This is a genomic window from Moryella indoligenes (assembly GCF_030812885.1).
Lineage (GTDB): Bacteria > Bacillota > Clostridia > Lachnospirales > Lachnospiraceae > Moryella > Moryella indoligenes.
This window is the reverse complement of the sequence record NZ_JAUSTO010000016.1, coordinates 1-26,866: the sequence shown is the minus strand read 5'-3', so window position 1 is coordinate 26,866 and position 26,866 is coordinate 1. Positions and strand designations below refer to the sequence as shown.

General features: G+C 50.7%; 26 protein-coding genes, 1 tRNA gene and 1 other RNA gene. 5 read left to right on the top strand and 23 right to left on the bottom strand.

The features are described from left to right. Positions 1 to 153: 153 nt before the first annotated feature. Entirely contained in the window at positions 154 to 339 is a 186-nt protein-coding gene (rpmB, locus tag J2S20_RS10100; protein WP_106611852.1) for a 50S ribosomal protein L28, read from the top strand. Between the two features lie 164 nt (positions 340 to 503). Here rpmB and J2S20_RS10095 read toward each other — a convergent pair whose 3' ends face one another. The 9 genes from J2S20_RS10095 to J2S20_RS10055 are packed head-to-tail and all read right to left on the bottom strand — an operon-like array spanning position 504 to position 6,368. Continuing rightward, positions 504 to 896 carry a GerW family sporulation protein gene (locus J2S20_RS10095; protein WP_106611851.1) on the bottom strand — a complete coding sequence of 131 codons (393 nt, stop codon included), beginning with the start codon at positions 894 to 896 and terminating at the stop codon, positions 504 to 506. Continuing rightward, a complete protein-coding gene (locus J2S20_RS10090; protein WP_307255271.1) occupies positions 889 to 1,839 on the bottom strand; it encodes a hypothetical protein in 951 nt (316 codons plus the stop codon). Before J2S20_RS10090 ends, J2S20_RS10095 begins: the two co-directional genes overlap by 8 nt. Next, on the bottom strand, positions 1,811 to 2,128 hold the full coding sequence (locus J2S20_RS10085; protein WP_106611849.1) for a hypothetical protein: 318 nt from the start codon (positions 2,126 to 2,128) through the stop codon (positions 1,811 to 1,813). The genes J2S20_RS10090 and J2S20_RS10085 overlap by 29 nt, the downstream gene beginning before the upstream one ends. A gap of 36 nt (positions 2,129 to 2,164) precedes the next feature. Continuing rightward, positions 2,165 to 2,683 carry a CinA family protein gene (locus J2S20_RS10080; RefSeq protein ID WP_106611848.1) on the bottom strand — a complete coding sequence of 173 codons (519 nt, stop codon included), beginning with the start codon at positions 2,681 to 2,683 and terminating at the stop codon, positions 2,165 to 2,167. 7 nt (positions 2,684 to 2,690) lie between these two features. Continuing rightward, positions 2,691 to 3,242, bottom strand: a complete 552-nt coding sequence (gene pgsA / locus J2S20_RS10075) for a CDP-diacylglycerol--glycerol-3-phosphate 3-phosphatidyltransferase (RefSeq protein WP_307255270.1) — start codon at positions 3,240 to 3,242, stop codon at positions 2,691 to 2,693. Beyond that, positions 3,239 to 4,561, bottom strand: coding sequence for a 30S ribosomal protein S12 methylthiotransferase RimO (gene rimO / locus J2S20_RS10070; protein WP_307255268.1), 1,323 nt, complete (start codon positions 4,559 to 4,561; stop codon positions 3,239 to 3,241). Before rimO ends, pgsA begins: the two co-directional genes overlap by 4 nt. Further along, positions 4,558 to 4,833, bottom strand: coding sequence for a DNA-directed RNA polymerase subunit omega (gene rpoZ, locus J2S20_RS10065; RefSeq protein ID WP_307255267.1), 276 nt, complete (start codon positions 4,831 to 4,833; stop codon positions 4,558 to 4,560). The genes rimO and rpoZ overlap by 4 nt, the downstream gene beginning before the upstream one ends. Next, positions 4,833 to 5,474 (bottom strand): guanylate kinase, encoded by a 642-nt coding sequence (gene gmk, locus J2S20_RS10060; RefSeq protein ID WP_106611844.1) that lies wholly within the window; start codon positions 5,472 to 5,474, stop codon positions 4,833 to 4,835. Before gmk ends, rpoZ begins: the two co-directional genes overlap by 1 nt. Before the next feature lie 15 nt (positions 5,475 to 5,489). Beyond that, positions 5,490 to 6,368: a YicC/YloC family endoribonuclease gene (locus J2S20_RS10055; RefSeq protein WP_307255266.1), complete on the bottom strand. Its 879-nt coding sequence runs from the start codon at positions 6,366 to 6,368 to the stop codon at positions 5,490 to 5,492. Positions 6,369 to 6,589: 221 nt separating this feature from the next. On the opposite strand from J2S20_RS10055, the gene J2S20_RS10050 reads away from it, so the two are divergent. Both J2S20_RS10050 and dprA read left to right on the top strand, forming a co-directional pair. Further along, a complete protein-coding gene (locus J2S20_RS10050; RefSeq protein WP_307255265.1) occupies positions 6,590 to 8,194 on the top strand; it encodes a YifB family Mg chelatase-like AAA ATPase in 1,605 nt (534 codons plus the stop codon). Further along, entirely contained in the window at positions 8,185 to 9,345 is a 1,161-nt protein-coding gene (dprA, locus tag J2S20_RS10045; protein WP_307255264.1) for a DNA-processing protein DprA, read from the top strand. The genes J2S20_RS10050 and dprA overlap by 10 nt, the downstream gene beginning before the upstream one ends. Before the next feature lie 13 nt (positions 9,346 to 9,358). Here dprA and galE read toward each other — a convergent pair whose 3' ends face one another. From galE to J2S20_RS10030, 3 genes are read right to left on the bottom strand one after another with little or no spacing between them, the layout of a single operon-like run. Further along, positions 9,359 to 10,417, bottom strand: a complete 1,059-nt coding sequence (galE, locus tag J2S20_RS10040; protein WP_307255263.1) for a UDP-glucose 4-epimerase GalE — start codon at positions 10,415 to 10,417, stop codon at positions 9,359 to 9,361. A gap of 13 nt (positions 10,418 to 10,430) precedes the next feature. Further along, complete coding sequence (locus J2S20_RS10035) at positions 10,431 to 11,609, bottom strand: phosphoribosylaminoimidazolecarboxamide formyltransferase (RefSeq protein ID WP_307255261.1); 1,179 nt, start codon at positions 11,607 to 11,609, stop codon at positions 10,431 to 10,433. Then, positions 11,606 to 12,373, bottom strand: coding sequence for an IMP cyclohydrolase (locus J2S20_RS10030; protein ID WP_307255260.1), 768 nt, complete (start codon positions 12,371 to 12,373; stop codon positions 11,606 to 11,608). The genes J2S20_RS10035 and J2S20_RS10030 overlap by 4 nt, the downstream gene beginning before the upstream one ends. A gap of 259 nt (positions 12,374 to 12,632) precedes the next feature. Here J2S20_RS10030 and pyrB point away from each other — a divergent pair, with 259 nt between their 5' ends. Together pyrB and J2S20_RS10020 are read left to right on the top strand one after the other, a co-directional pair. Then, positions 12,633 to 13,556 (top strand): aspartate carbamoyltransferase, encoded by a 924-nt coding sequence (pyrB, locus tag J2S20_RS10025; protein ID WP_106611837.1) that lies wholly within the window; start codon positions 12,633 to 12,635, stop codon positions 13,554 to 13,556. Then, positions 13,550 to 13,990 carry an aspartate carbamoyltransferase regulatory subunit gene (locus J2S20_RS10020; protein WP_106611836.1) on the top strand — a complete coding sequence of 147 codons (441 nt, stop codon included), beginning with the start codon at positions 13,550 to 13,552 and terminating at the stop codon, positions 13,988 to 13,990. The genes pyrB and J2S20_RS10020 overlap by 7 nt, the downstream gene beginning before the upstream one ends. 136 nt (positions 13,991 to 14,126) lie before the next feature. Here the strand turns inward: J2S20_RS10020 and J2S20_RS10015 are convergent, their stop codons facing one another. The 11 genes from J2S20_RS10015 to J2S20_RS09965 form a co-directional block, all read right to left on the bottom strand. After that, positions 14,127 to 15,677 carry an AbgT family transporter gene (locus J2S20_RS10015; RefSeq protein ID WP_307255259.1) on the bottom strand — a complete coding sequence of 517 codons (1,551 nt, stop codon included), beginning with the start codon at positions 15,675 to 15,677 and terminating at the stop codon, positions 14,127 to 14,129. Positions 15,678 to 16,022: 345 nt separating this feature from the next. After that, a complete protein-coding gene (locus tag J2S20_RS10010; protein ID WP_307255258.1) occupies positions 16,023 to 16,214 on the bottom strand; it encodes a hypothetical protein in 192 nt (63 codons plus the stop codon). Between the two features lie 142 nt (positions 16,215 to 16,356). Further along, on the bottom strand, positions 16,357 to 17,088 hold the full coding sequence (locus J2S20_RS10005) for an MIP/aquaporin family protein (RefSeq protein ID WP_307255282.1): 732 nt from the start codon (positions 17,086 to 17,088) through the stop codon (positions 16,357 to 16,359). Between the two features lie 12 nt (positions 17,089 to 17,100). Next, on the bottom strand, positions 17,101 to 18,591 hold the full coding sequence (gene glpK, locus J2S20_RS10000) for a glycerol kinase GlpK (RefSeq protein WP_307255257.1): 1,491 nt from the start codon (positions 18,589 to 18,591) through the stop codon (positions 17,101 to 17,103). A 510-nt stretch (positions 18,592 to 19,101) separates the two neighbouring features. Further along, an RNA gene (gene rnpB / locus J2S20_RS09995) (RNase P RNA component class A) lies at positions 19,102 to 19,469 on the bottom strand. A gap of 72 nt (positions 19,470 to 19,541) precedes the next feature. Further along, complete coding sequence (locus J2S20_RS09990) at positions 19,542 to 21,209, bottom strand: nucleoside kinase (RefSeq protein WP_307255256.1); 1,668 nt, start codon at positions 21,207 to 21,209, stop codon at positions 19,542 to 19,544. A gap of 46 nt (positions 21,210 to 21,255) precedes the next feature. Next, a complete protein-coding gene (locus J2S20_RS09985) occupies positions 21,256 to 22,047 on the bottom strand; it encodes a tRNA (adenine(22)-N(1))-methyltransferase (RefSeq protein WP_307255255.1) in 792 nt (263 codons plus the stop codon). An 8-nt stretch (positions 22,048 to 22,055) separates the two neighbouring features. Further along, positions 22,056 to 23,207: an RNA polymerase sigma factor RpoD gene (rpoD, locus tag J2S20_RS09980; RefSeq protein WP_106611830.1), complete on the bottom strand. Its 1,152-nt coding sequence runs from the start codon at positions 23,205 to 23,207 to the stop codon at positions 22,056 to 22,058. Between the two features lie 5 nt (positions 23,208 to 23,212). Further along, on the bottom strand, positions 23,213 to 25,012 hold the full coding sequence (dnaG, locus tag J2S20_RS09975; RefSeq protein ID WP_106611829.1) for a DNA primase: 1,800 nt from the start codon (positions 25,010 to 25,012) through the stop codon (positions 23,213 to 23,215). Positions 25,013 to 25,036: 24 nt separating this feature from the next. Beyond that, the gene (locus J2S20_RS09970) at positions 25,037 to 26,047 is read right to left on the bottom strand and encodes a deoxyguanosinetriphosphate triphosphohydrolase (protein ID WP_106611828.1); all 1,011 of its coding nucleotides are present in this window, start codon (positions 26,045 to 26,047) and stop codon (positions 25,037 to 25,039) included. A gap of 565 nt (positions 26,048 to 26,612) precedes the next feature. Next, positions 26,613 to 26,696: transfer RNA gene (locus J2S20_RS09965), tRNA-Leu, on the bottom strand. Positions 26,697 to 26,866: the final 170 nt, after the last annotated feature.

Sequence of the window (26,866 nt, the reverse complement as noted above, 5' to 3'; positions counted from 1 at the left end):
CCATAGACTTTACTGAAAAAAGTATACCTTATTTCAGGAAAAAATAAAAGCTTGAATAATAAACACTTGCAAAAGCATTCTGCTTCTGATAGAATACCGATGTTATGGATTTTGAGAAAGCAGAATCCAGCGATGAGATAGGAGGTGTTAATCATGGCAAAGTGTGCTATTTGTGAAAAGGCTGCTCACTTCGGCAATAATGTGAGCCATTCTCATAGAAGAAGCAATCACATTTGGAAGGCCAACGTTAAGTCTGTCAAGGTCAAAACGGAGAGCGGCGTACATAAGATGTATGTTTGCACTTCCTGCCTTCGCAGCGGCAAGGTTGAGAGAGCTTAATTCGTGCACAGAGTCCTGTGAGGAGGCGGTTTTGCGCAGAGCGCAGAGCGGCCTCTTCTTTCATCTGTGAACCCTGTCGGGAAACAGTCAAAAAATCAAGTCTGTTATTTAAGAGCCCCATTGATATTCAGAGCTTCGCTTGAAATCAATGAGGCTCTCTGTCTTCACTCCTGCTCTGTTTTTGCAAGCTCTTCTGCCGCTTTCCGGGCCTCCGGAGAAATTCTACTGTCTGCGCTGAAGCGGTTGATGACGCCCGGGACCATGTCAATCACGCGGGAGAGCGCATCCTGATTCTTGACTGTGACAAGCTTTGTCGCTCCATTTTGTATGATCAGTACAGCTGCGGGGGACATCTTCGTATTCATTCCGCCCGCACCATTGTCCTTGTTATTTCCGGCGAAGGAGCCCGCAGCCATGCCGCAGGATACATCCACAAGGGGGATGATGATCGCGTCCCCGACCTGCCTTGGCTCTCCCACCACAGTTTTTGTTGAGATAAAATTTTCCATCCCCTTAAATAATGCCTCTGCCTGTGCGGAAAATCTGTTATCAGCCATGATTGTCCTCCGTAGCTATTCTTTCTTTTCTTCTGAACCAGCGGTAAACAAATTTAAAATCCCGGTTGAACCAGAGCTGCAGCGCAGCGAGTAGCGGCACGATGAGCCGCACGCGTCCCCGAAAGCGGAGCGCTCCGGACAGCTCCTTTCTGTCAAAGAGAGCTGTTATGCAAAGATTGTCCTGATAAAGCGGATAAAGGAGCGCCGCTGCAGCGCAGCACTGTCCTGTGACGAAGGGATCTTCAAAGCCAAAGCTGAGATCTCCCTCCAGATGCCGCGGAAGGAACTCCTTTAAGAGTCTCATACCTTTTTTCTTCAGCAGCGCAAGCAGCCTTCCGGTGTGTGGATCCAGGAGCAGTTTCCGGTATGCGTCCGCTTTATTGAAAATCGCATCCTTTTTTGCTGCAAGCTGACTGAGCCGAGTTTTCAGCGCAGTCCTTTCGCCCTCTTTTTTTCGCTTTTTGCGGCGCTTTTCTTTCTTCTCATTTTGGATGTAGTCTGACTGTAAGGATTCCGCCTGGGAAAATTTTAATTTTTCTTCTCCCTCCGCAGTCTTTTCCGGTATGCTGTCTGTAATTTCGTGGGCAGATGATTCCGTCTCTCTGTCAGACTCTCCCTCTGTGAGAGCTGTCTCTGCATTTACAGCTGATGCTTCGCTCTCTTCCGGAGTTGTATTCTCCTGTTCTGCTTCTGTGTGCCACAGTGTGAGGCCAAGCAGACAAAACTTCCCATTCAGCCCTTCCTGATATTCCAGCTGCACGCGCAGCATCCGCAGCAGCCAGCTCAACTCCAGCTTACCCTCCGCCGTATCAAGGTACCGTCCAGAGCCGCGGTAACGCAGCGGGACGAAGAGCACCAACAGCAAAAGAACAAGCAGCAGGGCGATGAGCAGGAGCAGAAGCAGGACGATGATTTTAATGATTGTCAGGATCACAGAAAGCATCTATATCAAAGCCTCCCTTTTCCCGGTACAGATCGTGAACGATGCAGCGCGCGAGCTCAAAGGCTTCGCTTCTGCTGAGCGCGATCCCAATAACCATGGGATCACGCCCACGCACAGCTGCCTTCTGAAGCTCACTGTTTTTATAAATATCCAGAAGCCCGTCTCCGCTCAGCGATCTGGTGATGACATAGACGGAAGGCATGGCTCTGCCCTCACGTATCCCCTTCAGTATCGAGGCGCGATGCAGCGCGGCGTAGCTTCCTGCGTAGAGATGTGGGTACCAGCGCATTTTCTATTCACTCTCCATGTACTTACATTGACAGATCTATTCCAGATTCTCCCGAAGAGTTGCATACAGGAGACGCAGTGCGGCATAAACGGCCTGCATGCGTATTTCAGCCCTCTTTCCGCTGAAGCGATGCTCCTCCACCGTGACCTGATCGTTCATATAGCAGCCTATGAACACAAGTCCCACCGGCTTCTCCTCGCTTCCGCCGTCCGGTCCGGCAATGCCGGTCACAGAAACAGAAATATCTGCGTTCGCCGCGAAGACAGCTCCGATTGCCATCTCCCGTGCGGTCTGGCGGCTGACAGCTCCGTATTTTTTAAGAGTGGCCTTGCTGACATTGATCAGACGGCGCTTTGCCTTGTTGGAGTAGGTGATGTAGCCCTCCTGAAACACCTCCGAGACGCCGGGAACATCTACCAGATGAGAGGACAGCAGACCACCGGTACAGGATTCTGCAGTTGTGACAGTGAGCTCCTGTTGGCGCAGAAGATTCACGCAGGCTTCTGCGAGCTCCAGAACATCAGATGCCGGTACGGGATGCAAGCTTTCTTCCATAGAGGTTTCAGTTCCTTTCTGTTAAGACCTGACGATTTTTAAAAAGATAATCCAGCAGAGAGATAAGGGTCAGCGCAGTCATCAGGGCGATGAGTGCCTGCGTCAGAAGCTGAAGTGTCTGCTGCTGCGGAGCGATGATCAGCATCACAATGCAGGCCATCTGACTCACCGTTTTTGCCTTTCCCCACATACTGGCGGCGATCACAGTGCCCTGCTCTGCGGCTACCAGGCGAAAGCCGCTGATGATAAATTCTCTCGCGACGACAATTATCACCACCCAAGCCGAGAGCTGCCGGAGCTGTACCATGCAGATCAGTGCGGAACATACCAGAAGCTTATCCGCAAGCGGATCCATAAATTTTCCAAAATTGGTGATGAGCTGATACTTTCTTGCGATCGCCCCATCCAGATGATCCGTGTAGCTCGCGACCAGGAAGAGCACCAGAGCGAGCATGCGCAGCGCATGGTTCTCTCCGTTCTGCCACAGAAGTGCCGCGGCGAAAAAGGGAACGAGTATCATACGGGTCATCGTCAGCTTATTGGGAAGATTCCAGATCATACCATTACTCCTTTGAGATCATATTCTGAGGCCTCTGTGATGCGAACTCTTACAAACTCTCCGGATATCAGCTCCCGTTCGGAGCTGAAAAAGAGGTAGCCGTCGACGTCCGGTGCATCCATATAGCTGCGGCCGATGTAGACTCCTTCATCAGGAAGATAGCCCTCGACCAGAGCTGTCATGCACTCTCCGACCCGCATCTGAAGCTTCTCCGCTGAGATCTTCTGCTGAAGGGCCATGAGCTGGTTGCGGCGTTTTTTCTTTGTGCGGGCAGGAACCTGTGCGGGAAATTTCGCTGCAGCGGTGCCCTCTTCTCTTGAATAGGGAAATACGCCGAGGCGGTCAAAGCGCACTTCGGACACAAAATCCATCAGAGTCTGGTGATCCTCCTCTGTCTCTCCGGGGAAGCCGCTGATCAGCGTGGTTCGGAGGGTGATGTCCGGCATCGCAGTGCGAAGCTTTTCTATGATATTCAGGAGGTCCTGTCGACTTGTTCGGCGCCCCATTCTGCGGAGAATGGGATCACTGGCGTGCTGAATCGGCAGATCCAGATAGCGGCAGATTTTTTTCTCCTTCGCCATACAGGCGATCAGCTCATCCGTAATTTCCTCCGGATAACAGTAAAGTATGCGTATCCAGCGTATGCCTTTGATGCGACATAGCTTTCTAAGCAGTGAGGGCAGCTTTTTTTTCTTATAAATATCCTGTCCGTAGACCGTGGTCTCCTGGGCGACAAGGATCAGCTCCTTCACGCCTGCCGCAGCCATCTGTTCCGCCTGTGCTACCAGAGTCTCCATAGGATAGCTGCGGAAATGTCCCCTGAGAGAGGGGATAATGCAATAGGAGCAGTGTTTATCACAACCCTCCGCGATCTTCAGATAGGCATAGGCGTGCAAGGTGGAGAAAAGCCGCTTTTCAGAGACGGCCGGAAGCCGGTTCAGATCCTGAAACTCCTCTACCCTCTCGCCCGCAAGCGCCTGCTCTATCACCTCTCCGATCTTATCATAGGAGGAAGTCCCGACCACAGCATCGATCTCCGGGATCTCCCGCATAATTTCATCCTTATAGCGCTCTGCCATGCAGCCGGACATGATGAGAAGCTTAAGCTTCCCCTCCTGTTTCAGCCTTGCGGCATCCAGTATGGTCTGAATGCTTTCATCCTTCGCATCCAGAATAAAGCAGCAGGTATTGACAATAATGATATCTGCGCTCTCCGCATCATCTGTAATAGAAACAGTCCCCCGGTTCAAAAAACCCAGCATCATTTCTGAATCCACCAGGTTCTTATCACAGCCGAGGGAAATCATACACAGCTTCATTCGGGCGCCCTGTCTCCTTCATTGACAGCGTCATCGGAGATCTCTTCATCATTCATGATCTTTACGCGTCCCTTGTAGAGCTCCTCCACCGCAACGGAGAGCGGTTTTTTTCCATAAGAGGGAACGCTTGCCTCCTCACCTGCGATCAGCTGCCGCGCCCGCTTGGAGGTGGCAATCACGATAGAATAGCGGCTCTGAACAACCGGCTGCTCGCCGGGCTCGACGTCGCTGTTGACAGCATCAATAATTTCAGTATAAGACGGATGTAACATTATAAGTCCTCCTTAAGAAAGTGCTTGTTCAGATCATCACGGATGCGCTCCGCAAAGCGGCGATTCTGGCTCATCCTGCTGTGCTGACTGTCTATCATAAAATGCAGCTCCTCTGCGGCGTGCTCCAGATCGTCATTGATCAGCAGATAATCGTAGTCCGGCATCCACTGACTCTCCTCTGCGGCGCGTCTTAAGCGTGCCGTAACCTGCTCGGGTGTCTCTGTTCCCCGCCCCAGAAGGCGGCTGCGCAGAGTTTCCGCATCCGGGGGAGCCACAAAGATCAGTATGGCCTCCGGGAAGCGCTCACGAACCTTCAGAGCCCCCTGAATTTCAATTTCCAGCAGTACGTCACTTCCTGCCGCGAGGGCCTCCTTCACAAAGGCCTTGGGTGTTCCGTAGTAATTTCCGACGTAGGAGGCGTACTCGATCAGCTCCTGCTTGATAATCATCTCCTCAAATCGGGATTTGCTCACAAAAAAATAATCTTTGCCATCGACTTCTCCTGGCCTGGGCGCTCTCGTGGTGGCTGAGACAGACAAGCGATAGTTCTCGTGCTCTGAGAGAAGCTTTTTTACCAGGGTTCCCTTGCCGGCCCCGGAAAAACCGGAGATGACGACAAGCAGTCCTTTTCTCTTTGTCATAGTGCAATCTCGTTTCTACTCAATATTCTGAACCTGTTCACGTATCTTTTCTATTGTCGTCTTCAGATAGATGGCGCTGTCCGAAACTGTGAGATCCGAGGACTTGCTGAGTGTCGTATTGGCCTCTCGGTTCATCTCCTGTGCAATAAAGTCGAGCTTACGTCCCACTGCGCCACCGCGTCTCAGCTCCTTATCTGTGGCATCTATGTGGCTGTGCAGCCGAACCATCTCCTCATCCACACAGATTTTGTCCGCATAAATGGTGACTTCTGTCGCGATGCGGTTTTCATCGACTGAGCTGTCGCACAGCACTTCGGATACCTTTGCTCTGAGCGTCTCGCGGTATTCAGCCAGCACCTTTGGAGCCCGCGCCTCAATCACAGCGAGAGCTTCCCGCATTTCCGAGAGCTTCCCGAGGATATCGGTCTTCAGGTTCTCCCCCTCTGTCTCCCGTGCTCTGACAAAGGCAGTGCATGCTTCATTCAGTCCCCGCTCAAGGGCAGCCCAAAGCTGCTCCTCATCTATCGTCTCCTCCCCCACTGAAAGCACATCGGGGAAGTGAGCGATGGTAGAAGCTTTGATATCGTCCTGAACAGAAAAATCTGCGGCAATCTCCCGGCAGTGCTTTAAATACGCAGCGGCAATCTCCCGGTTGTAGCGAAGGCCGCTCTGCTCTCCCGCGTAGCTCTCATAGCTGATGTAGAGATCCACCTTACCACGCTCCATATAGCGCTTTAAAATGGAACGTATCGATGCCTCGAAGCGGTTGAAGAGCTTCGGCATACGAACATTTAAATCAAAATATCTGTGGTTTACGGACTTCAGCTCCACCACCAGCCTGTATTGCTCGCTGGAGCTCTCTGACCGCCCGTAGCCGGTCATACTTCTGATCATATTTACATATCCTTCCGTATCGGCTGATATACAAATCTAATGTATTATAAAACTAAGATAATAGCAAGTCAAACACTTGAAAAGCCCGCACAGCGCAGTTATAATGAAAATCACAGAAATCTGCTGTTCTGCTTTTCTTGTTTTTCCGAAACATATCCCAATAGAATGAATTGAAGAAAAGATCCTGCGCGCCTCTCTGAATTGAAAGGAGCTTTTTTCTGATGCTCAGTAAAGTTTTTGGCGCCGGCATTCGCGGAACCGATGGCTTTCCGGTCTGCTGTGAGGCAGATGTGGAGAGCGGCTTTCCACAGATCACCTTTATCGGCTCACTCTCCGCCTCAGTGAGAGAATCCGCTGGCCGCGTGCGCACTGCGATTGCAAATTCCGGCATCTATCTGGAACCGAAACACGTCACTGTCAATCTGTCTCCGGCTGATTTCCGGAAGGAGGGCTGCGCCTATGATCTTCCGGTCGCAGTCGCTCTTCTCCGGGCCTATGAGCTGATTCCCGATACGCTGCTCCGAGACTCTCTCTTTGCCGGAGAGCTGTCCCTCGGCGGAGAGCTGCTTCCGGTGCGCGGTGTGATCTCCATGGTCTCGGCAGCGAAGGAGGCATGCCTAAAGCGCTGTTTTCTGCCGGAAGAGAATCTCAGAGAAGGCAGCATCATTGCCGGCATTGATTGCTACGGTGTCTTCTCTCTCCGGGAACTGCTATCACTCCTTCGCGGGGAGAGTCCGCTGCCAGCTCCGGCTGTCTATGAAGAGAACGCGGATCATGCTGACACAATGCCGGATTTTTCTGAGCTTTGCGGTCAGGAGCTCGTAAAGCGCGCCACGCTTCTCGCCGCCGGAGGAAGGCATAATATTCTCTACATCGGTCCGGCCGGAAGCGGAAAGAGCATGGTCGCCTCACGTCTCCCATCCATCATGCCTGAGATGAGCATGGAGGAGCGGCTGGAGCTATCCCGCATCTACAGCATCTCGGGACTTCTGGATCCAAAGGAGCCCCTCATACGAAAACGTCCCTTTCGCAGTCCACACCACAGCATCAGCGCACAGGCACTCGCAGGAGGCGGCGCGCGTCCACGGCCCGGAGAGATATCGCTGGCCTCCAACGGCGTCCTGTTTCTCGATGAGCTGCCGGAGTTTCGTACGGAAGCGCTGGAGATACTTCGGCAGCCTCTGGAGGAGCGCTGTGTTCATATCTCAAGAGTGTACGGAAGCTTCAGCTTTCCCGCCAATTTTCAGCTGGTCTGCGCGATGAATCCCTGCAAGTGCGGCTTCTGGCCGGATCGCAGCCGCTGCCGCTGCGGGGAGCAGAGCGTGCGCTCTTACATCGGAAAGATCAGCAAGCCTCTGCTGGACAGAATCGACCTTTCGGTAGAGATCAGTCCTGTGGACTATGCTGCACTTCGGAAAACAAGAAAGGAACAGAGCAGTGCAGAGCTGCGTCTGGAGGTGGAGCGCGTGCGCGAATTGCAGGAGCGTCGCTTTGTCCACAGCGGAATTCGCTTCAACAGTGAGATGTCTGCGGCCATGCTGCAGGAGTTCTGTCCTCTCTCAGAGGAGGATGATCGCCTGCTTCAGCAGCTCTATGAGCGCGGTTCCATGTCTGTACGCGGACTGCACAAGATACTGCGTGTCGCGCGCACGGCAGCGGATTTTGACGGTGAAAGCGATATCTGCCACCGTCATGTCTGTGAGGCTGTCGCCTACCGCTCTCTCGATGAGAAATACTGGGGCGGCAGATCCGGCGAAAGCAATAAAATACAGCTGCCTTTGCAGCTTGAAAAAAACAGGAGGAGAAGGAGGCCGGTATGGAGCTGACGAATCCACTTGACGAAAAAAATGAAACTTTTTGTTCGGAATACATACGGATGGAAAAACGACTCATCCTCTTTCTCTCCGCCTCGCTGAATTGTCACCGCAGGGCACTGAAAGACTTTCCGGCTCCCGGAAGGAAACTGATGCTCGAGGATTTGTTTCATTACGAACCGCTTACAGCGCTTTTGAAAGCGCTCGACACAGCAGGACATTTCTGCAGTCTGGCTTCTGTGGAGCATGCTGTCGATGCACAGCTTGAGCGTTTGTCTGCTGCCGGAATACGCTTTCTCACGCCGGAGGACAGACTGTGGCCGGAGCGTCTCTCACATATGCCGGATCCTCCGCGCTGGCTCTATTTTCGTGGAACTCTTCCGGAAGCTGCACTCCCAGCAGTCGCTGTGATTGGCAGCAGGAATGCCACAAACTACGGAAAACGCATGGCGGAATTTATTTCCGGCGAACTGGCCAAAAAGGGTGTGGGTATCGTCAGTGGTCTGGCAGATGGAATCGATGGGGCCGCTCAGTGCGCGGCGCTGCAGGCCGGGGGGCGGAGCTACGGCGTGCTCGGCTGTGGTGTCAATATCTGCTATCCCAGAGAGAATTATGAGCTTTTTACTGCTCTCTGCGGGGGACAATGTGGTGGAGTGATCAGTGAATTCCCACCGGATTCCCCGTCAAAGGCCTGGCATTTTCCGGATCGAAACCGCATCATCTCGGCTCTGGGAGATGTCCTCGCAGTCATTGAGGCCCGGGGTTTTCGCTCTGGCTCCATGATCACTGTGGGCTATGCACTGGATCAGGGCAAGGAGGTGTTTGCAGTGCCGGGGCGCATCACTGATCCAATGAGCCGGGGCTGCAATGCGCTCATACAAAGCGGAGCGACCATACTAAGCGGGCCGAACGATATCCTTGATTATATCGGTCTTCAGAGAAGTCGCAGACTTCCTCCCAAAAAGCACAGCTCTGCGGGACTTTCTCCTGAAGAAAAACGAATTTTTCACATGCTGGGCGAGGAGCCCTGCTTTCTGGAGAATATTATCCAGAAGACAGGGCTCCCTGCAGGCAGCGTCATGAGCACACTGTTAAAGCTTGAGCTTGAAGGTTTTATAGAACAACCCTCAGGTAATTTTTACTGTGCCCGCTTTCATCCTTAAGTACAGCGGGGAATCACTGTGTGAGCTCTCCCTTTTTTCTTATGGTGATCTCTGTGTCCTCATAGCCGTTTGGATTGTTTTTTTGCCAGCGCCAGGAATCACGGCACATTTCTTCAAGACCGCGCTCCGCTTTCCAGTTCAGTTCTCGCTCTGCCTTTGAGGGGTCTGCATAGCAGGCGGGAACATCGCCCGCGCGGCGCTCCTTGATCACATAATTGATTTTCAGCTCATTGGCCTTTTCAAAGGCGTTGATGACATCAAGCACGGAATAGCCAATACCGGTTCCGAGGTTATAGATGCGCACCATCGGCGGTTCCTTCACCATCTTTTCCAGAGCCTTCAGGTGTCCAAGAGCCAGATCCACGACATGAATATAGTCGCGGATACAGGTTCCGTCCTTGGTTTCATAATCGTTTCCGAAGACTCCCAGGCAGACCAGCTTCCCGATCGCGACCTGTGTGATATAGGGAAGAAGATTGTTTGGTATCCCCTTCGGATTCTCGCCCATGCGACCGGATTTGTGCGCACCGATGGGGTTAAAGTAGCGGAGCAGCATCACATTCCACTCCGGATCTGCGGTGTGAAGATCTGTGAGGATCTGCTCCAGCATGGATTTGGTGCGGCCGTAGGGATTTGTGACCTCTCCCTTTGGGCAGTCCTCTGTGATGGGGACAAAGGCGGGATTTCCGTAGACTGTGGCGCTGGAGGAAAAAACGATATTTTTTACGCCGTGCTTCCGCATGCAGTCACAGAGCACCAGTGTCCCGGTAATGTTGTTGTGGTAATATTCCAGCGGTTTATATACGGACTCTCCCACTGCCTTGAGACCTGCAAAATGGATAACCGCTTCGATTTTCTCGTTTACAAACAGCTGATCCAGTTTTTTTCGGTCAAGGAGATTCAACTCATAAAATTTGATCCGTTTCCCGGTGATCTCCATGACACGGTTCAGAGACTCTCTGCTGGAGTTTACGAGATTGTCAGCGACGACAACCTCATAGCCTGCATTTAAAAGCTCCACGCAGGTATGACTTCCGATAAATCCGGCACCGCCGGTCACTAAAATTGCCATTTAACTACTCCTTTCAGTGGTGAAACAGGCGGGCTCCAGTAAATGCCATCGCGATCCCGTGTTGATTGCAGCTCTCTATGACTAGATCGTCCCGGACTGATCCGCCCGGCTGGGCGATATAGTGTACTCCGCTCTTGCAGGCACGCTCTACATTGTCTCCAAAGGGGAAGAAAGCATCGCTTCCGAGAGACACTCCCTGAAGTCCGGAGAGCCAGGCGTGCTTTTCCGCAGGAGTAAAGGGCTCCGGGCGCTCCGTGAATATGCGCTCCCAGTTGCCTGAGGATAGAATCTCCTCCGGTGCATCCCCTATGTAGACATCAATCGCATTGTCCCTGTCCGGGCGCCGCATATCTTTCCTAAAGGGCAGGGAGAGCACCTTTGGAGCCTGACGCAGATACCAGTTGTCCGCTTTTCTTCCGGCAAGTCTTGTGCAGTGGACGCGGGACTGCTGCCCAGCGCCGATGCCAATCGCCTGACCATCCAGTGCATAGCAGACGGAGTTCGACTGGGTATACTTCAAGGTGATCAGAGCTATAAGAAGATCCGTCCTGGCTGTTTTCGGAATATGCTTCTCTTTTGTCACAATATTTGAAAGAAGTTCTTCTGTAATCGGAAGCTCATTCCGCCCCTGCTCAAAGCTCACGCCAAAGACCTGCTTTCGCTCGATCGGAGCCGGTCGGTACTCCGGATCAATCTGTATGACATTATAGCTTCCGTTCTTTTTTTTCTTCAGAATCTCCATCGCTTCAGGCGCAAAGCCCGGTGCAATGACGCCGTCTGAAACCTCTCGCTTTATGAGCAGTGCAGTTGCCAGATCACAGGGATCAGAGAGGGCAATGAAATCTCCGAAACTAGACATTCTGTCCGCTCCCCGCGCACGCGCATAGGCAGAGGCGAGTGGAGAGAGCTCTTCTCCCTCCTCGATCCAGTAGATCCTTCTCAGCACCTCGGTGAGCGGTCTTCCGCAGGCGGCTCCTGCAGGGGACACATGCTTAAACGAGGTGGCAGAGGGAAGACCGGTGGCCTCCTTCAGTTCCCTGACAAGCTGCCATCCATTCAGCGCATCCAGAAAATTAATATAGCCGGGGTGTCCGTTCAGAACAGTTACGGGGAGCTCCCCCTCTTCCATGTAAATGCGGGAGGGCTTTTGATTTGGGTTGCAGCCATATTTTAGCAACAGCTCTTTGCTCATGATCTCTTCTCCTCTCCGGAAGTTAGAGCGGAGCTGTAGTGTAGCTGCTCGTCTCCGCGATTTTTGTTGATGATGACAGTCTCATGTGCGCCGCTCTTTAAGTTAAGATAACGCACAAAGAGTGAGATGCGGTTTTGCTCATCCAGAGCTTTCCAGAGATCTCCGGAGAATTGGTGTATCTCTCCCGTAAGTGCCACAGAGACAGGCTCCCCGCAGAAGCTTGGGAGCGGTGAGGCATCTCTCTCATAAGTATGGATCAGATGTCCCTCTCCCGGCTGCGGCGCATCATATTCATAGAAGAAGCGCAGGCACTCGGAAGCATCGCCCGCATTGCTCTTTAAAATACTGAGGGTATAATCGAAATTTCCATCCCTAAGAGTGAGCAGCCCTGAGATGCGGGGCGTAAAGTTTGGAGCATCCGGTTCAAATTTTCTTGTCCTAAGCGCCTCCTGAAAGCTTTTGCCCGCCTTGAGTCCCTCATAAATTGTGTCGGTCTGGTCTCCGTTTGTCACAATAGTCTGCTGTTCGAGCGTACGGACAGGCGCATAGATAATCAGGGAGGGATCCTGCATCTGTGAGGGGTCATTGGCTTCAGTCCGTATTCCCCCATCCATTCTCCTGAAAATACGATTTCTGGAATTTGTACTGCGTCCCATAATAAAATAAGCCATAACAGCACATGCTCCGTCCCCGCTCTTTCCAAGTATAATACCTCTGCCGGGATAGCTGTTTTGTCTGAGATAGGAAACCAGATTCTGCTTCATCGCTCCTCCTGCTCTTGTTGTGGATTATTTCTGTCGTCTCGATAGGAAGTATTTCCGAACTTCCATCTGCGGGGCGTGATATCTATGTCCTTGTCAGTATAGCATTGGCGTGAAATTCCTTCAAGAAAAGCTCGGAACCTGCCCGATGTCAGTTTTTCGAAATATTTTGGATAGACTTTTATTCCGCGCTCATATATAGTTTATAGAAAAGTAAAGCTGTCCGTTAATCTGATTTTCGGAGGGAGGACTTCCAAATATTATGAGACATCTGTTGAAACCGCTGGATCTGTCTGTCTTGGAGATCGATGCATTGTTGGATCTCGCGCGGGATATCGAGGCGAACAGAGAGGCCTACGCCCATGTGTGCAATGGAAAGAAACTCGCAACACTCTTCTATGAGCCGAGCACCCGCACCCGCCTGTCTTTTGAGGCTGCCATGCTGAATCTCGGCGGTTCTGTGCTCGGCTTTCAGTCAGCTGACGCAAGCTCCGCGGTCAAGGGAGAGAGCGTCGCAGATACCGTGCGCGTCGTCTCCTGCTACGCCGATATTATTGCCATGCGTCACCCAAAGGAAGGCGCACCGCTCGTGGCGAGTCAGTTTTCCGGAGTTCCTATTATCAATGCCGGAGACGGAGGGCATCAGCACCCCACGCAGACACTCACAGATCTTTTGACGATACGAAGCCTCACAGGAAGGCTGGGAGATATGACTGTGGGACTCTGCGGCGATCTCAAATTCGGCAGAACCGTGCATTCTCTCATCAATGCGCTGATTCGCTATCCGGGCATACGTCTCATTCTCATTTCACCGCAGGAGCTCCGTGTGCCGGGCTACATCCGCGAGGATGTTCTGAAGGGCAATCACATTCCCTTTGAGGAAGTGGATCGTCTGGACGAAGCAATTCCGCAGCTCGATATTTTATACATGACGCGTGTACAGAAGGAACGTTTTTTCAACGAGGAGGACTATATACGCTTAAAAGACAGCTATATACTGACAGAAAAAAAGCTGGAGCAGGCCAAGAAGGATATGTATGTGCTTCATCCGCTGCCGCGTGTCAATGAAATAGCGGTTGAGGTGGACAATGATCCGCGTGCGGCATATTTCCGTCAGGCACAATACGGTGTCTATGTCCGTATGGCACTGATTATGACTTTGCTGGGGGTGAAAAAACCATGCTGAATATCAGTGGATTGAATGAAGGAATTGTTCTGGATCATATTAAGGCGGGCAAGAGTCTAGATATCTACTATCAGCTTAAGCTTGACAAGTTGGATTGCCAGATTGCCATTATAAAGAACGCACACAGCAAAAAGATGGGACGGAAGGACATCATTAAGATCGAGGGGGATGTGCTCAATCAGATTGATCTGAATGTGCTTGGCTATATCGACCATAAAATTACGGTTAACATCATACGTGACCAGCGCATAGTGGAGAAGCGTGTACTTGACCGCCCGGACCAGATTACAAATATACTGAAGTGCAGAAATCCGCGCTGCATCACTTCGATTGAGCAGGAGCTTCCGCATATTTTCTACCTCGCTGACGAAAAAAATGAAATTTACCGCTGCAAATACTGCGATGAAGCTTACTCTCCCACCACACATATTTGAGTCAAAACAGTTGCGGATAAGGAATACTCTGTTCGCAATATTTGTATGTGGCGATTTTAAAATTTGGTAAAAGATAATGAAGGAGCAGGCCAAGACCTGCTCCTTCATTATCTTTTATATACTTATCCTTCTGGAATTATGCGATGTAGAGCGGAGCGCCCGGTCCAACCGGAAGTCCGATCAGCATCCAGATCACGATGAAGATGGTCCAGAAAATCAGGAATGCGATGGAGTAAGGCATCATCGTGGATACCAGTGTGCCGAGACCCTTATCCTTGTCGTACTTCTGCATAAAGACAACAATCATTGCAAAGTAACTCATCAGCGGAGTGATAATATTTGTGGAGGAGTCTCCAATTCTGTATGCCACCTGAGTCAGGGCTGGATGAATGTTCATTGCCATCAGCATTGGGACAAAGATCGGAGCCATAATGCCCCACTTTGCGGATGCCGAACCCATAAAGAGATTCAGGAAGGCACTCAGCAGGATGAAGAGGAGGATCAACGGGATTCCCGTCAGGCCAATGCTCTTCAGGAAGTTCGCACCGCTAACAGAAATAATAACACCGATATTCGTCTTGGAGAAGTAGGCGATAAACTGTGATGCGAAGAATGCGAGCACCAGATAACCGCCCATGCCCTTCATGCCGAGCGTCATGCAGTGCACAACGTCGTTGGAATTCTTGATTTTACCGGTAATCTTACCGAAGATAAATCCCGGGATGAAGAACAGGAGAAGAATTGCGAGCATCAGTCCGTCATGCAGGAAGCCCTTGATTGCTGCGATACCGGTCTGCTCCGGATCATTGAATACTGCAAAGGGACCAAACATGAGCAGGCCCATGATGATAATATAAATTATCGTTGCGATGCCGGCGTATCTGAGGCCCTTCTGCTCAAGCGCCGTGACCGGCTTCTCCTCATGGACATATTCTCCGGTATATTTCCCAAGGTTCGGTTCTACAATCTTTTCAGTAACGAGTGTACCGATCATTGTCAGAATGAAAGTGGATGCGAAGAGGAAATACCAGTTGCAGGTTGCATCCAGCTTCATATCTATGTGCGCAGCTTCGAGCGCCTGATTCGTAATACCGGTGAGCAGAGGATCTGTGGTTCCGATCAGCATATTAGCACTGAAGCCTCCGGAGACACCTGCGAAGGCTGCTGCAAGACCTGCAATCGGATGTCTGCCTACGCTTGCAAAGATCATGGCCCCCAGTGGAATGACTACAACATAGCCGGCATCGGATGCAATATTACTCATAATCCCGGCAAACACAACTGCGACAGTCAGAATTCTGCTGTTGACGCCGAGCAGCATCTTCTTCAGGCCAATCTCAAAGAGACCCGTATGCTCAGCCATAGCAACACCGAGCATGGCAACCAGGACGGTTCCAAGCGGCGCAAAGCCCGTGAAATTCTTAACCGCCGAATTGAAGATATAATTGATTCCATCTCTGTTGAGAAGAGAAACAGCAGTCAGGGCAACCTGTTCCTGCTTCTTTGCATCAAAATACTCTACAGATACTCCCTGTCTGGCAAGAATTTCCGCAATAAAGACCAGTGCCACCGACATAATGAAAAAGATGATCGCCGGATGCGGAAGGGCGTTTCCCACGCGCTCTACTGTCTTAAAAAAGCCGCTTATCTCCTGACCGTCTTTTTTAAGATTCTTGTCATTACTCACACCTACTACCTCCTAGATTTTATTTACTGATTTTAAAAATATACAAATCAGCGCCTTTCATAGTATAAATTATAGTTTATTTTTAGTCAATAGTTAAAAAAACGTGATAATACCATTGTATTTTTTGAGGCTTCAAAAAGAAATATTTTTATTACTTTTGCAGAAAAATACAATACATAATGAAATCCTTATGTGAAAGATGACAAACTTTCTCTTCCTGGATGACTTTATCATTTTTTAATATTTGTAAAATGATTTCTTCTCAAACTCCTTTATAAAGTAAAACAATCCCCTGTCAGACAGTGCCTGACAGGGGATTGCAGTATCAGAAATAAACAGGGTCTTTTATTCCTCGCAGTTCATATTATTGATGCCGCAGCTCTTCTTTTCATCTTCCTTTAAACAATTCATATTATTGATATCACAGCTCTTTTCTTTCTCAGCTTCAAGGCAGTTCATATCATTGATACCGCAGGTTTTGCCATCTTGATTGGTGGAGGCATTCATATTATTCAGAGTATATTCTTTCTTTTCCATCTTCATCTCCTTTCGTGATAGCACTCCACAAAATGCAGGCAAACGCCTGCATGCACAAGCGTCGCGAGAAGTATTCCGCGCTCTTTGCTGCAGGACAAGATGGGGCTCCCCTATCTGGAGTCCCATCTTGTCAAAACTTATATTACCACGGAATCATTCCATAAACAACGACAGCCACTAGTCCTCCGAGGACAGGTCCGATGATCGGAACGATCAGGCCATAAGCAAAGTTTGAGGAGCCCTTGCCCTTAATCGGAAGCACTGCGTGGGCAAGCCTTGGGCCGAGGTCTCTTGCCGGATTGATCGCGTAGCCGGTCAGACCGCCGAGAGACATACCGATAGATACAATGATACCGAAGACCAGAAGCTTTGCCAGCCCTGCATCCAGATTTGGAACCTGAGCAAGTCCCAGAATTGCGAATATCAGTACGAAGGTTCCGATCGCCTCACTCAGAATATTCAGTCCGGTATTCGGAACAGAGGGCCCTGTGGAGAAAACCCCCAGCTTCGCAGCTGGATTTTCAGTCGCGTCAAATTGTTCCTTAAAGAGAATGTAGACCAGGCAGGCGCCCACAAAGGCTCCGGCAATCTGTGCAACGATATATCCCGGAACCATACTCCAGGCAAAGCTTCCGTTGACTGCAAGCGCTATGGTAAGCGCCGGGTTAAAGGACGCACCGGAGGCCTCTCCGAAGATAAAAGCGGGAAGCATGACCGCAAGGCCCCAGGCGAGGGTGATCTGAATAGAACCGGCGCCTTTCATTCCGGATTTGTTAAGCGTAACATTGGCCACGACACCGTCGCCCAATAAGATCAGCAGCATGGTACCTACAAACTCAGCTACATATGGCAGCATATTTTTCTCCTTTCGAATTCGGTTTCGTTTTTATTTTGCCCAGCCGTAAGAGTTCTTGACTGCCTTGTTCCAGCCTGTGATTCTCTCCTTGCGCGCCGCATCGTCGATTGCCGGATCAAAGGTTCTGTCGATCGCCCAGTTCTGCTTCACATCCTCCTTGCTCGCCCAGTAGCCGACTGCAAGGCCTGCGAGATAGGCGGCTCCCATCGCTGTTGTCTCTACGCATCTCGGGCGTTTTACGGGCGCATCAATGATATCTGCCTGCGTCTGCATGAGGTAGTTGTTTGCGCTTGCGCCGCCGTCCACCTTCAGTGCAGTCAGCCTGATGCCGGAATCTGCCTCCATCGCTTTCAGAACGTCATTTGTCTGATAGCAGAGGGAATCTAGCGTCGCACGGATAATATGATATTTATTGACACCGCGGGTCAGACCAACGATAGTTCCTCTTGCGTACTGATCCCAGTGCGGCGCTCCAAGACCGGTAAATGCGGGTACAACGTAACAGCCGTTGGTGTCCGGTACCTTCTTTGCCATGTACTCAGAATCCGGAGAGGAATCGATGAGCCTCATCTCATCGCGCAGCCATTGGATTGCAGCTCCTGCAACGAAGATAGAGCCCTCCAGAGCGTAATTGACCTTGCCATCCAGTCCCCATGCGATGGTTGTAACCAGGCCATTCTTGGAGTATACCGGGGTCTCCCCTGTATTCATGAGCATGAAGCAGCCGGTGCCATAGGTATTCTTTGCTTCGCCTGCCGTGAAGCAGGTCTGTCCGAACAGCGCCGCCTGCTGATCGCCCGCCGCACCGCCGATTGGGATCGGTCCTCCGAAGAAGCCCGGATCTGCCTCTCCGTAGATGCAGCTGGATGGCTTTGCCTCCGGAAGCATGGACTTCGGGATATTCAGTTCTGCAAGGATACTGTCGTCCCATTGCAGGGTCTTAATATTAAAGAGCATGGTTCTGGATGCGTTGGAGTAATCTGTCACATGGACTTTTCCTTTTGTCAGCTTCCAGATGAGCCAGGTCTCTACAGTACCAAAGAGCAGCTCACCCTTTTCAGCTCTGGCTCTTGCGCCCGGGACATTTTCCAAGATCCAGCGAAGCTTGGTGCCGGAGAAGTAGGCATCAATCACAAGCCCTGTCTTCTCGCGGAAGCTGTCTGTAAGACCTTTTCCCTTCAGAGAGTCGCAGTATTCGGAGGTTCTGCGGCACTGCCAGACGATTGCGTGATAGATGGGCTCGCCGGTGTTCTTGTCCCAGACAATGGTGGTTTCTCGCTGGTTGGTGATCCCGATCGCTGCGATATCTGCTGAGGTGACGCCGATTTTTGCCATTGCCGCCTGCGCCACTTCCAGCTGTGTCGACCAGATTTCGTCGGCATCGTGCTCTACCCAGCCCGGTTTTGGGAAATACTGAGTAAATTCCTTTTGCGCGACACTGCACATCTCTCCCTTCTCGTTGAAGAGAATACAACGATTGCTTGTAGTTCCGGAATCCAATGCCATCACGTACTTACTCATAATTACTTCCTCCTTCTCGTTGATTGACAGCTCTCATATTTTAAATTTTTCTGCTTTCACAGAAAAATTAATATGCTCCGACGCAGAAAAACAGCGGTAAAAATGAGCGCATAGCTATCGCAATAATCCCTGGAAGTGCTACATTTTTCCAGGAGTACAGGAGACTGTCAAACAAAAAGAGAGTAAACAAATAACGCAGCATTTCTGCTGTTATCAGTTTGCTCTCCATCGTCTCCTGCAACTGTATTAAATTAATTTTATATTAACATTTTGCACAATGATATTCAACAGTATTTTTATAAAATTATTATTTTTTATACATTCAGCAATAGTTTTATTATATTTCATCATCAATCTATCTATTATTCCTATCATCTATGCATATATTCTGTTCTCTTCATACGAAAAACAAATATTCAACTTTTATTTCAGACATTGAAAAGCTATGTAAAACTGAAAATGAGCTCCGCCAAGCCCTTGCAGACTCAGCGAAACTCATCACTCTGTTTCTTATAGAGACGAACTGTAAGCCGGGTTATGTATCAAACGGTCATCTATCTAGTCCTGTCGTTACCGACAGGCTCAAGCGACCTACCCAGACAGTATTTTCAGATTGCTCTGAAAATCGGCGGGCAACCGATCTGTCCTGTTCGGTCTTGCTTCGGATGGGGTTTACATAGCCCCGCACGTCACCGTGCGGTCGGTGGTCTCTTACACCGCCTTTGCACCCTTACCGGCCAAGGCCGGCGGTATATCTCTGTTGCACTATCCTGGGAGTCACCTCCACCGGATGTTATCCGGCATCCTGCCCTGTGAAGCCCGGACTTTCCTCACCTGCAGCCTTTCGTCTCTGCAGCCGCGACCGTCTGTCCGTCTCCGGACTGTACTGTAACACAGTCTCGTGGTTTTCGCAATGAAAAGCTTCTGCAATATGAGTCGTTCCTCAGAGCTTACATCCCGTAACAACTGCCGCCGACAAATTCACGAATAATTGAGGTCGCCGGAATATGATCTGAAGGAATAGTTAAAAAATACTCGAGAAATTTCAGGAGACGCTTGGCTTCCGGATATTCCGGCGAATTTTCCGGAATTCCGTAGAGCAGAGCTTCCGCATAGGGCTTAATCACTGCGGTCTCATAAATCAGAGCGGAATTGAAAATCAGATCTGCTCCATCCTGGAAAGGAAAGATGTTTAGATGCTCCCCCCGGACCACAGAGGGCCATCTGTGCAAAGTCTCCTGCGCACTTGTACCTCTGATTCTGGCGTCGCGCGTCATTCTGCGGAGCAGGCGCGCATCGGTGGTTGGAATGCGATTGTGCTCATCGATATTCATCTGTGTCAGGCAGCTGATATAAATGCGAAATTTGCGCTCCGCCGGAATAGCCTCAGAAAGAAGATCATTCAGACAATGAATCCCTTCTATGACCAGTATATCTTCTGGACCGCACTGTAAAAAATCTCCACAGTATTCCCGCTGTCCCCTGGTGAAGTTGAAGCGGGGCAGTTCCACTCTCTCGCCTTGCATGAGACGGGACATATCCTCATTGAATTTTTTTACATCCATTGCGCCAAGACTCTCAAAGTCATATTCTCCATTGGCATCCCGCGGAGTATCCTCCCGGTTTTTAAAGTAATTATCCACTTCAATGGGGTGCGGACGCAGGCCCAGAGCCATGAGTTGGGTAGACAGACGCTTTGAAAACGTTGTTTTACCGGAAGATGAGGGACCTGCGATCATAACAAAACGCAGATTCCTGCGCTCCGCAATCTGCTGCGCAATATCCCCGATTCGCTTCTCCATCAGGGCCTCCTCGCAGAGCAGGAGCTCTCTGGTCTTTCCGGAAGCGATGGCCTCGTTGAGTGAAGCCACCGTATTCAATCCTGTTTTCTCAAGCTTTTCCGTGGTTTTATGCATCTCCTGAAACACCTTCCTGGATGGAGTAAAGATCGGAAGTTCATCCGGATTCTCCATTGTGGGAAGACGCAGTACAAAACCATCTCCGAAGAGCTCCAGCGCAAAGCAATGGATGTACGAGCTATCCGGAACCATATAGCCGTAGAAGTAATCCGTGAAGCCTGCAAGGCTGTAGATATTGACCCGTGAGCTTCTGCGGAAGCGGAACAGCCGTTCCTTGTCCCGCATTCCGTTCTTTTTAAATAGGCGTATGGCCTCCGCCTTTGGCACATTCATTTTTTTAATCGGCAAAGCCAGCTCTACAAGGCGCTGCATCCCTGTACTCACTTTATTGATCAGCTCCTGGTCCAGGGTAAAAGCTCCCCGGGCCTGACAGAACAGTGCACGCCCCACAGAGTAATCAATCGTCAGTCCGTCGATATGCTCTCTCCCGACCACATCGTAGAAGGCCTTCAACATCAGGAGCACAGCGCTTCGCTCATAGCACTGGTGGCCCGGCTTATCCGCAGCTGTGATCATTTCAACCGTACAGCTCTCTTCAACGGTTTTACTCAGCTCCCGCAGCGCAGGGCCACACTTTACCAGCAGAATGCGGTGAGAATAATTTTTCTGCATCTGCTCGGCAATCTCCTGAAACTTCGTGCCCGCCGGGCAGCAGATCTGCTCTTTTCCAACTGTTACGGTACAAAGTTCTCCTGTCATTAATACTTCCTTTCTGTTTACTGTCTGCTTCGTATTTTCCAGAGGGCTAAGCTTCAGCCATCTGTAAAAAGGTGGAAAGCCGTTCCATAGCAGTGATACTCTGCACGAGTTTTTTTTGTTTATGGCTCACCGCTGGACCAAACGCAGTTCCCAGCTGCGTAAGTATTGTGTTTTCTTTTTTGATCTCATGCGTGATAAAGCGAAGCAGCACCGGATCTCGTTCGGCGAGAAGCACAGGGCCGAAGCGTTCTGCAACAGCATCCGGAATTCCATATTTTCTGGTTGCAAGATAGGGTTTCTCCCCGTTTCCGCGCACCGCCTTTAAAATAAGATAGTATTTATCCTCCTCACACAGCAGCTGCTCTCTCTGAATGCAAAAACCATGTGTCTTCAGATATACCCGGAACAGCGCCCAGGCTGTGTGTGGAGAGAAGATCCATTCATTTGCACTGTCATAGAGGGACTGCAGCTTTGGAAAACCGCTCCTCTTAAAAGCGCCCTCTTCAAGTATTCGTATCATCAGCTCTCCGCCCATGCCGGAGATCAGCACTGTATCTGCCTCCCCCGGGCGCAGTCCCTTCAGACCGTCCGAGAGACGGAGCGCAGTTCGGGCTTCAAGACCATAGGCGTGGATGTGCGCCTCCGCCCTGGCAAGCGGGCCTGCTCCGATGTCACAGGCATATGCAAAGGGGATACGCTGTTTAAGCAGCAGACTCACCGGAATCAGTGCGTGATCGGTGCCGATGTCTGCAAGCCGGTGTCCCGGCGTCACCATGTTCGCAAGAGCGGAAAGTCGCGCAGAAAGTCTGGGATGCGCTGTCGTTTCTTTTTCTGCCATAAAGCTCCTCAGTCAAGATAGTCTTTCAGCTGCTTTGACCGGCTGGGATGGCGCAGCTTTCTGAGCGCCTTTGCCTCAATCTGCCGGATGCGCTCCCGGGTCACGTTGAATTCCCTGCCCACTTCCTCGAGTGTTCTCGGTTTTCCGTCCATCAGGCCAAAACGAAGCTTTAATACCTTCTGCTCACGCTCTGAAAGCTGATTGATAACTCCCATCAGCTGCTCATGCAGCAGCACGCCGGCAGCGGCATCCACCGGAACCTGGCTGTTATCGTCCTGAATAAAATCACCGAGATGGGAGTCCTCCTCTTCGCCAATCGGCGTCTCAAAGGAGACCGGTTCCTGAGAGATCTGTATGATATCCCGCACCTTTTCAACCGGTGTATCAAGCCTCTTTGCGAGCTCATCTGCGGAGGGTTCTCTGCCAAGCTCCTGTACCATCTGTCGCTGTGTACGGACAAGGCGATTGATCGTCTCTACCATGTGCACCGGAATGCGTATTGTGCGGGCCTGATCCGCGATGGAGCGGGTGATGGACTGGCGTATCCACCAGGTGGCATAGGTCGAGAACTTAAATCCCTTCGTATAATCAAATTTATCCACGGCCTTCAGAAGACCGAGATTGCCTTCCTGAATCAGGTCGAGAAACTGCATTCCTCTTCCTACATAGCGCTTGGCTATGCTGACAACAAGACGAAGATTTGATTCGGCGAGCTTTTGCTTGGCCGCATTTCTGCTTTCGACGCTCCCTTCAACCATGGCCCTGGCCAAAGTTTGCTCCTGTTCCGCTGAGAGCAGAGGAATCTTTCCGATTTCCTTCAGATACATTCTGACCGGATCCTCGAGGCCCACCCCTTCCGGAACCTCCAATTCCTTGAGCTCGGTCAGTTCTTCCTCCGCTACATCTTCTGCACTTTCATCATCATCGTCCAGAAAAGACGGTGTCATATCCTCGTCATTTTCCTCTGTGTTCAGAATATCAATTTTATGGCTGTCCAGATACTCATAGACTTGATCCAGCTGTTCTGTCGTGAGCTGATCATTTTTGAACCACTCCATCAGCTCTTCGTTGCTGATAACCCCTTTTTTCTTCGCTGCTTCTGCAGCAATGCGCTGTAGCTTATCTGCGAGACCTGAAGCATCCAGATTTGTCTGTGACATATAGTCTACCCCCCGAGTTCAATCCTTGTGTTTTTCAGTTCCGCTTTTTCCTTCAGTATCTTTTGCAGCTCGGCAACAGTCGTGGCGCTGCGAGATGCCTGATTCAGGTATTCCATACGAATGTTTCGAATACAATCAATCAGAGCCTTTTCCTTTTCCTCCTGATCCAGCGCTGCACTGAGCTTTGCATGAAAGACCGCTGCAGCCCTTCCGGCTTTTTCTTCATCCTCCGCATACCCATTCAGAATCGCTCCCGGATTGACATTGCCCTTATGTATACTGAGAAAGAGTTTTTCCGCAAGTTCACGGTAGAGAGAATCTGTAAAATGTTCCGGAGAAACCCACTGATCTGTTTTCTTCAAGAGCTCCGGCTCTTCAGCAAGCAGAGTGAGAAACAGACGCTGACTTTTCAGAACCGGATCCTCCTGCTCCGCCGTCTTTCTTCTGCGCGAACCAGAATCCTTTTCCCCGGGATTCGGCACTGCATAGCGCTCCCTGTCGTAGTTCTGTTTCAGCTGCACTCTGGCACCAGTCCGATTCACAAGCTCCCGCAACTCTCTTTCCGGTATCATATGCTCTCTTGATACCGCTTGCAGGTAGTTTTCCCGCTCCAATGGTTCGGAAAATTCTGCCAACTTTCCGGCGCACTCCCGATAAAAGGCTGTTTTTTCTGCAGGGTCCGTGCTGTTGTACTGCTTTGCAAGCTGATCTATCTCCCAGAGAAACGCGTTCTTTGCTGCGTCAATTCTCTCCTGATAGGCATCCGCTCCCAGTGCCTTTATAAATTCATCCGGGTCCTTGTAGGGCTTCATGGAGAGGACGCGCGCATTGATACCGGCATTTCTCAGCAGCGGAAGTGCGCGCTTGGCGGCATTCTGCCCCGCGCCGTCTGAGTCATAGGTCAGAATCACCTGCTTCACATAGCGCTTCAGGAGCAGACAGTGCTGCGCTGTCAGAGCCGTTCCGAGTGAGGCGACCGCATTGGTGAAGCCGGCCTGATGGAGAGAAATCACGTCCATATAACCTTCGCACAGAAGGAAAAAATCCTTCCTTGAACTTCTTGCGTAATTCAGTCCGTATAGATTTCGGCTCTTGTCAAAGAGCTTCGTCTCCGGGGAATTCAGGTATTTCGGCTCTCCCTCTCCCATTACCCGGCCGCCAAAGCCGATGACGCGGCTGTTGATATCGAGAATCGGAAACATCGCCCGATTCCAGAACTTATCCCGCGCCCCGCGTTCCTCGATCGTGACGAGTCCGCTCTCCTTCAGTACCGGGTCTGTATAGCCCCGGCTCTTTAAGAAGTGATAGAGCTCTCCCGGACGTTTGCTGGAGTACCCCAGACCAAAGCGGCGCAGGGTCTCCTCAGAAAGTCCTCTGCCGGTCAGATACTGATAAGCTCTCTCTCCCTCCCTTGTGTGCAGCAGCTGATAATAATGCGTTGCGGCAAGCTTATGCATCTCCAGCAACTGTTCCCGCAGCTGATGAGTCTTACGATCCGCATCCGAATATTCCTGCTCCGGAAGACTCATGCCGCAGCGCTTTGCGAGAAAACGCACCGCCTCCGGAAAGCTTAAGTTTTCGTACTGCATGACAAAGGAAATAACATTTCCACCAGCGCCGCAGCCAAAGCAATAGTACATCTGCTTCGACGGGGATACGGAAAAGGAGCCGCTCTTCTCATTGTGAAAGGGACAAAGACCAAAATAGCTGCTCCCCTTCCTCTTCAGGCTGACATAAGGAGAAATCACATCCAGAATATCATTTCTGGCACGTACCTCCTCGATGATTTCATCTGAATAGAACAAGGCTTCCTCCTCTCCGGAAATTCTTCAGAAAACGGACCAGGACTTGGGAACAAAGAGCTCCTCAAAGCAGTGAATTGCGTACTGATCGCTCATTCCTGCGATGTAATCACAGACGGTGCGCTCGAGTGGCTGTCTGAGCTCTGTCATAAAATATTGATACTCCCTCGGCATTGCAGATGGGTGGGCACAGAAATACTCATAGAGCTGGCGTATCATCTCCTGAGCCTTCGCTTCCTCTGCCTTCGGTGCGCTGTCGCTGTAGACATTGCGGAAGAGCCAGGCTCTGAGCCCCATCATGCTCTCGAACATGCCCTCCGACATCTGCACAGACTGCTGTCCCAAACTGTGAGAGATCACATTTCGTATCATTGTGTTCAGCCGATCCCGGACGCTGTGTCCAAGCAACTCCGTATACTCCGCGGGAAGATCCTGTTCCGTAAAGATGCCCGCCCGAATCGAGTCGTCGATATCGTGGTTAATGTAGGCGATTTTATCTGAAATTCGCACCACACAACCCTCCTGCGTGGAGGGATGTCCGGCAGTGCCGTGATTTAGTATGCCGTCCCGCACCTCTTTCGTGAGATTCAGACCTCTTCCGCTCTTTTCCAGAAATTCCACAGTGCGCACACTCTGTACATTGTGCTTAAAACCCTCCGGACAGATACGGTTTAGCACGCGTTCTCCGGCGTGCCCAAACGGCGTATGCCCCAGATCATGTCCCAGTGCAATAGCTTCAGTGAGATCTTCATTTAGGCGCAGAGATTTCGAGATGGTTCTGGCGATCTGTGATACCTCAAGCGTATGTGTGAGCCGGGTGCGGTAGTGATCGCCCTCCGGCGCCAGAAATACCTGCGTCTTATGTTTCAGACGCCGAAAAGCCTTGCAGTGCAGAATGCGATCCCGATCTCGCTGGTAAACCGGACGGAGATCATCCTGCGGCTCCTCACGATCCCGCCCGCGGGAATTGCAGCTCAAAGCTGCACCGGGAGAGAGAAAGGTACGCTCGGCTTCTTCCAGTTCTTCTCGTATGCTCATATCGTCCTGCACCTCAATTACAGAAATATACTGCGATGACTGTTTTACCCTCTCGCTGCTGACTAATGGGTTTTCTCGCCAAAACTCCATTTGCGCAAGCGCATGGAGTCTTTCCTCGTTATTTTACCATCTCGCTGCCGCTCGATGGGTTTTCTCGTCAAAACTCCATTTGCGCAAGCGCATGGAGTCTTTCCTCGTTATTTTACCATAAAAATGGCGTGACAGCTATAACAGCACTCTGCCACGGACGTAGCCATAGCTACCGTCTAAAAACAGAGGCTTATAGTCTAGGATAATATGTCGATCGATTTTGTGCTATACACAAAAAACTGACTACACTTCGGTTCTCCTCCCTGCTCTTGACCTCCTGTATTTCAGCGCTTTTGCGACCCGAAAATCTGACTACATTTTGACTACATCTCTGACTACATTTTGCCTTAAAACGCATGTTTTTAGAATAAAAAAGGACAACGCAGGACGGCATAGTTGAAAGTACCGCAAACCCGCATAAATAAAGGCTTTGGAGCATAAAAAAGACACCGGATAACCGGTGTCAAAATGTTAGTGCAGAGAAAGGGACTTGAACCCTCATGACATTGCTGTCACACGGACCTGAACCGTGCGCGTCTGCCAATTCCGCCATCTCTGCGAACCGAACAAAGGGTACTATATCAGAAGGTTGCCAAACTGTCAATTCTTTTTTACAGTTCTTTACATCTTTTTTGCGGATGATTGTAAGATGAACTAGGACAATAAAAAAGAGCCGATGACGAACTCGTGGTATGATGAAGCTACCACACAACACAACACCAGGAGGTT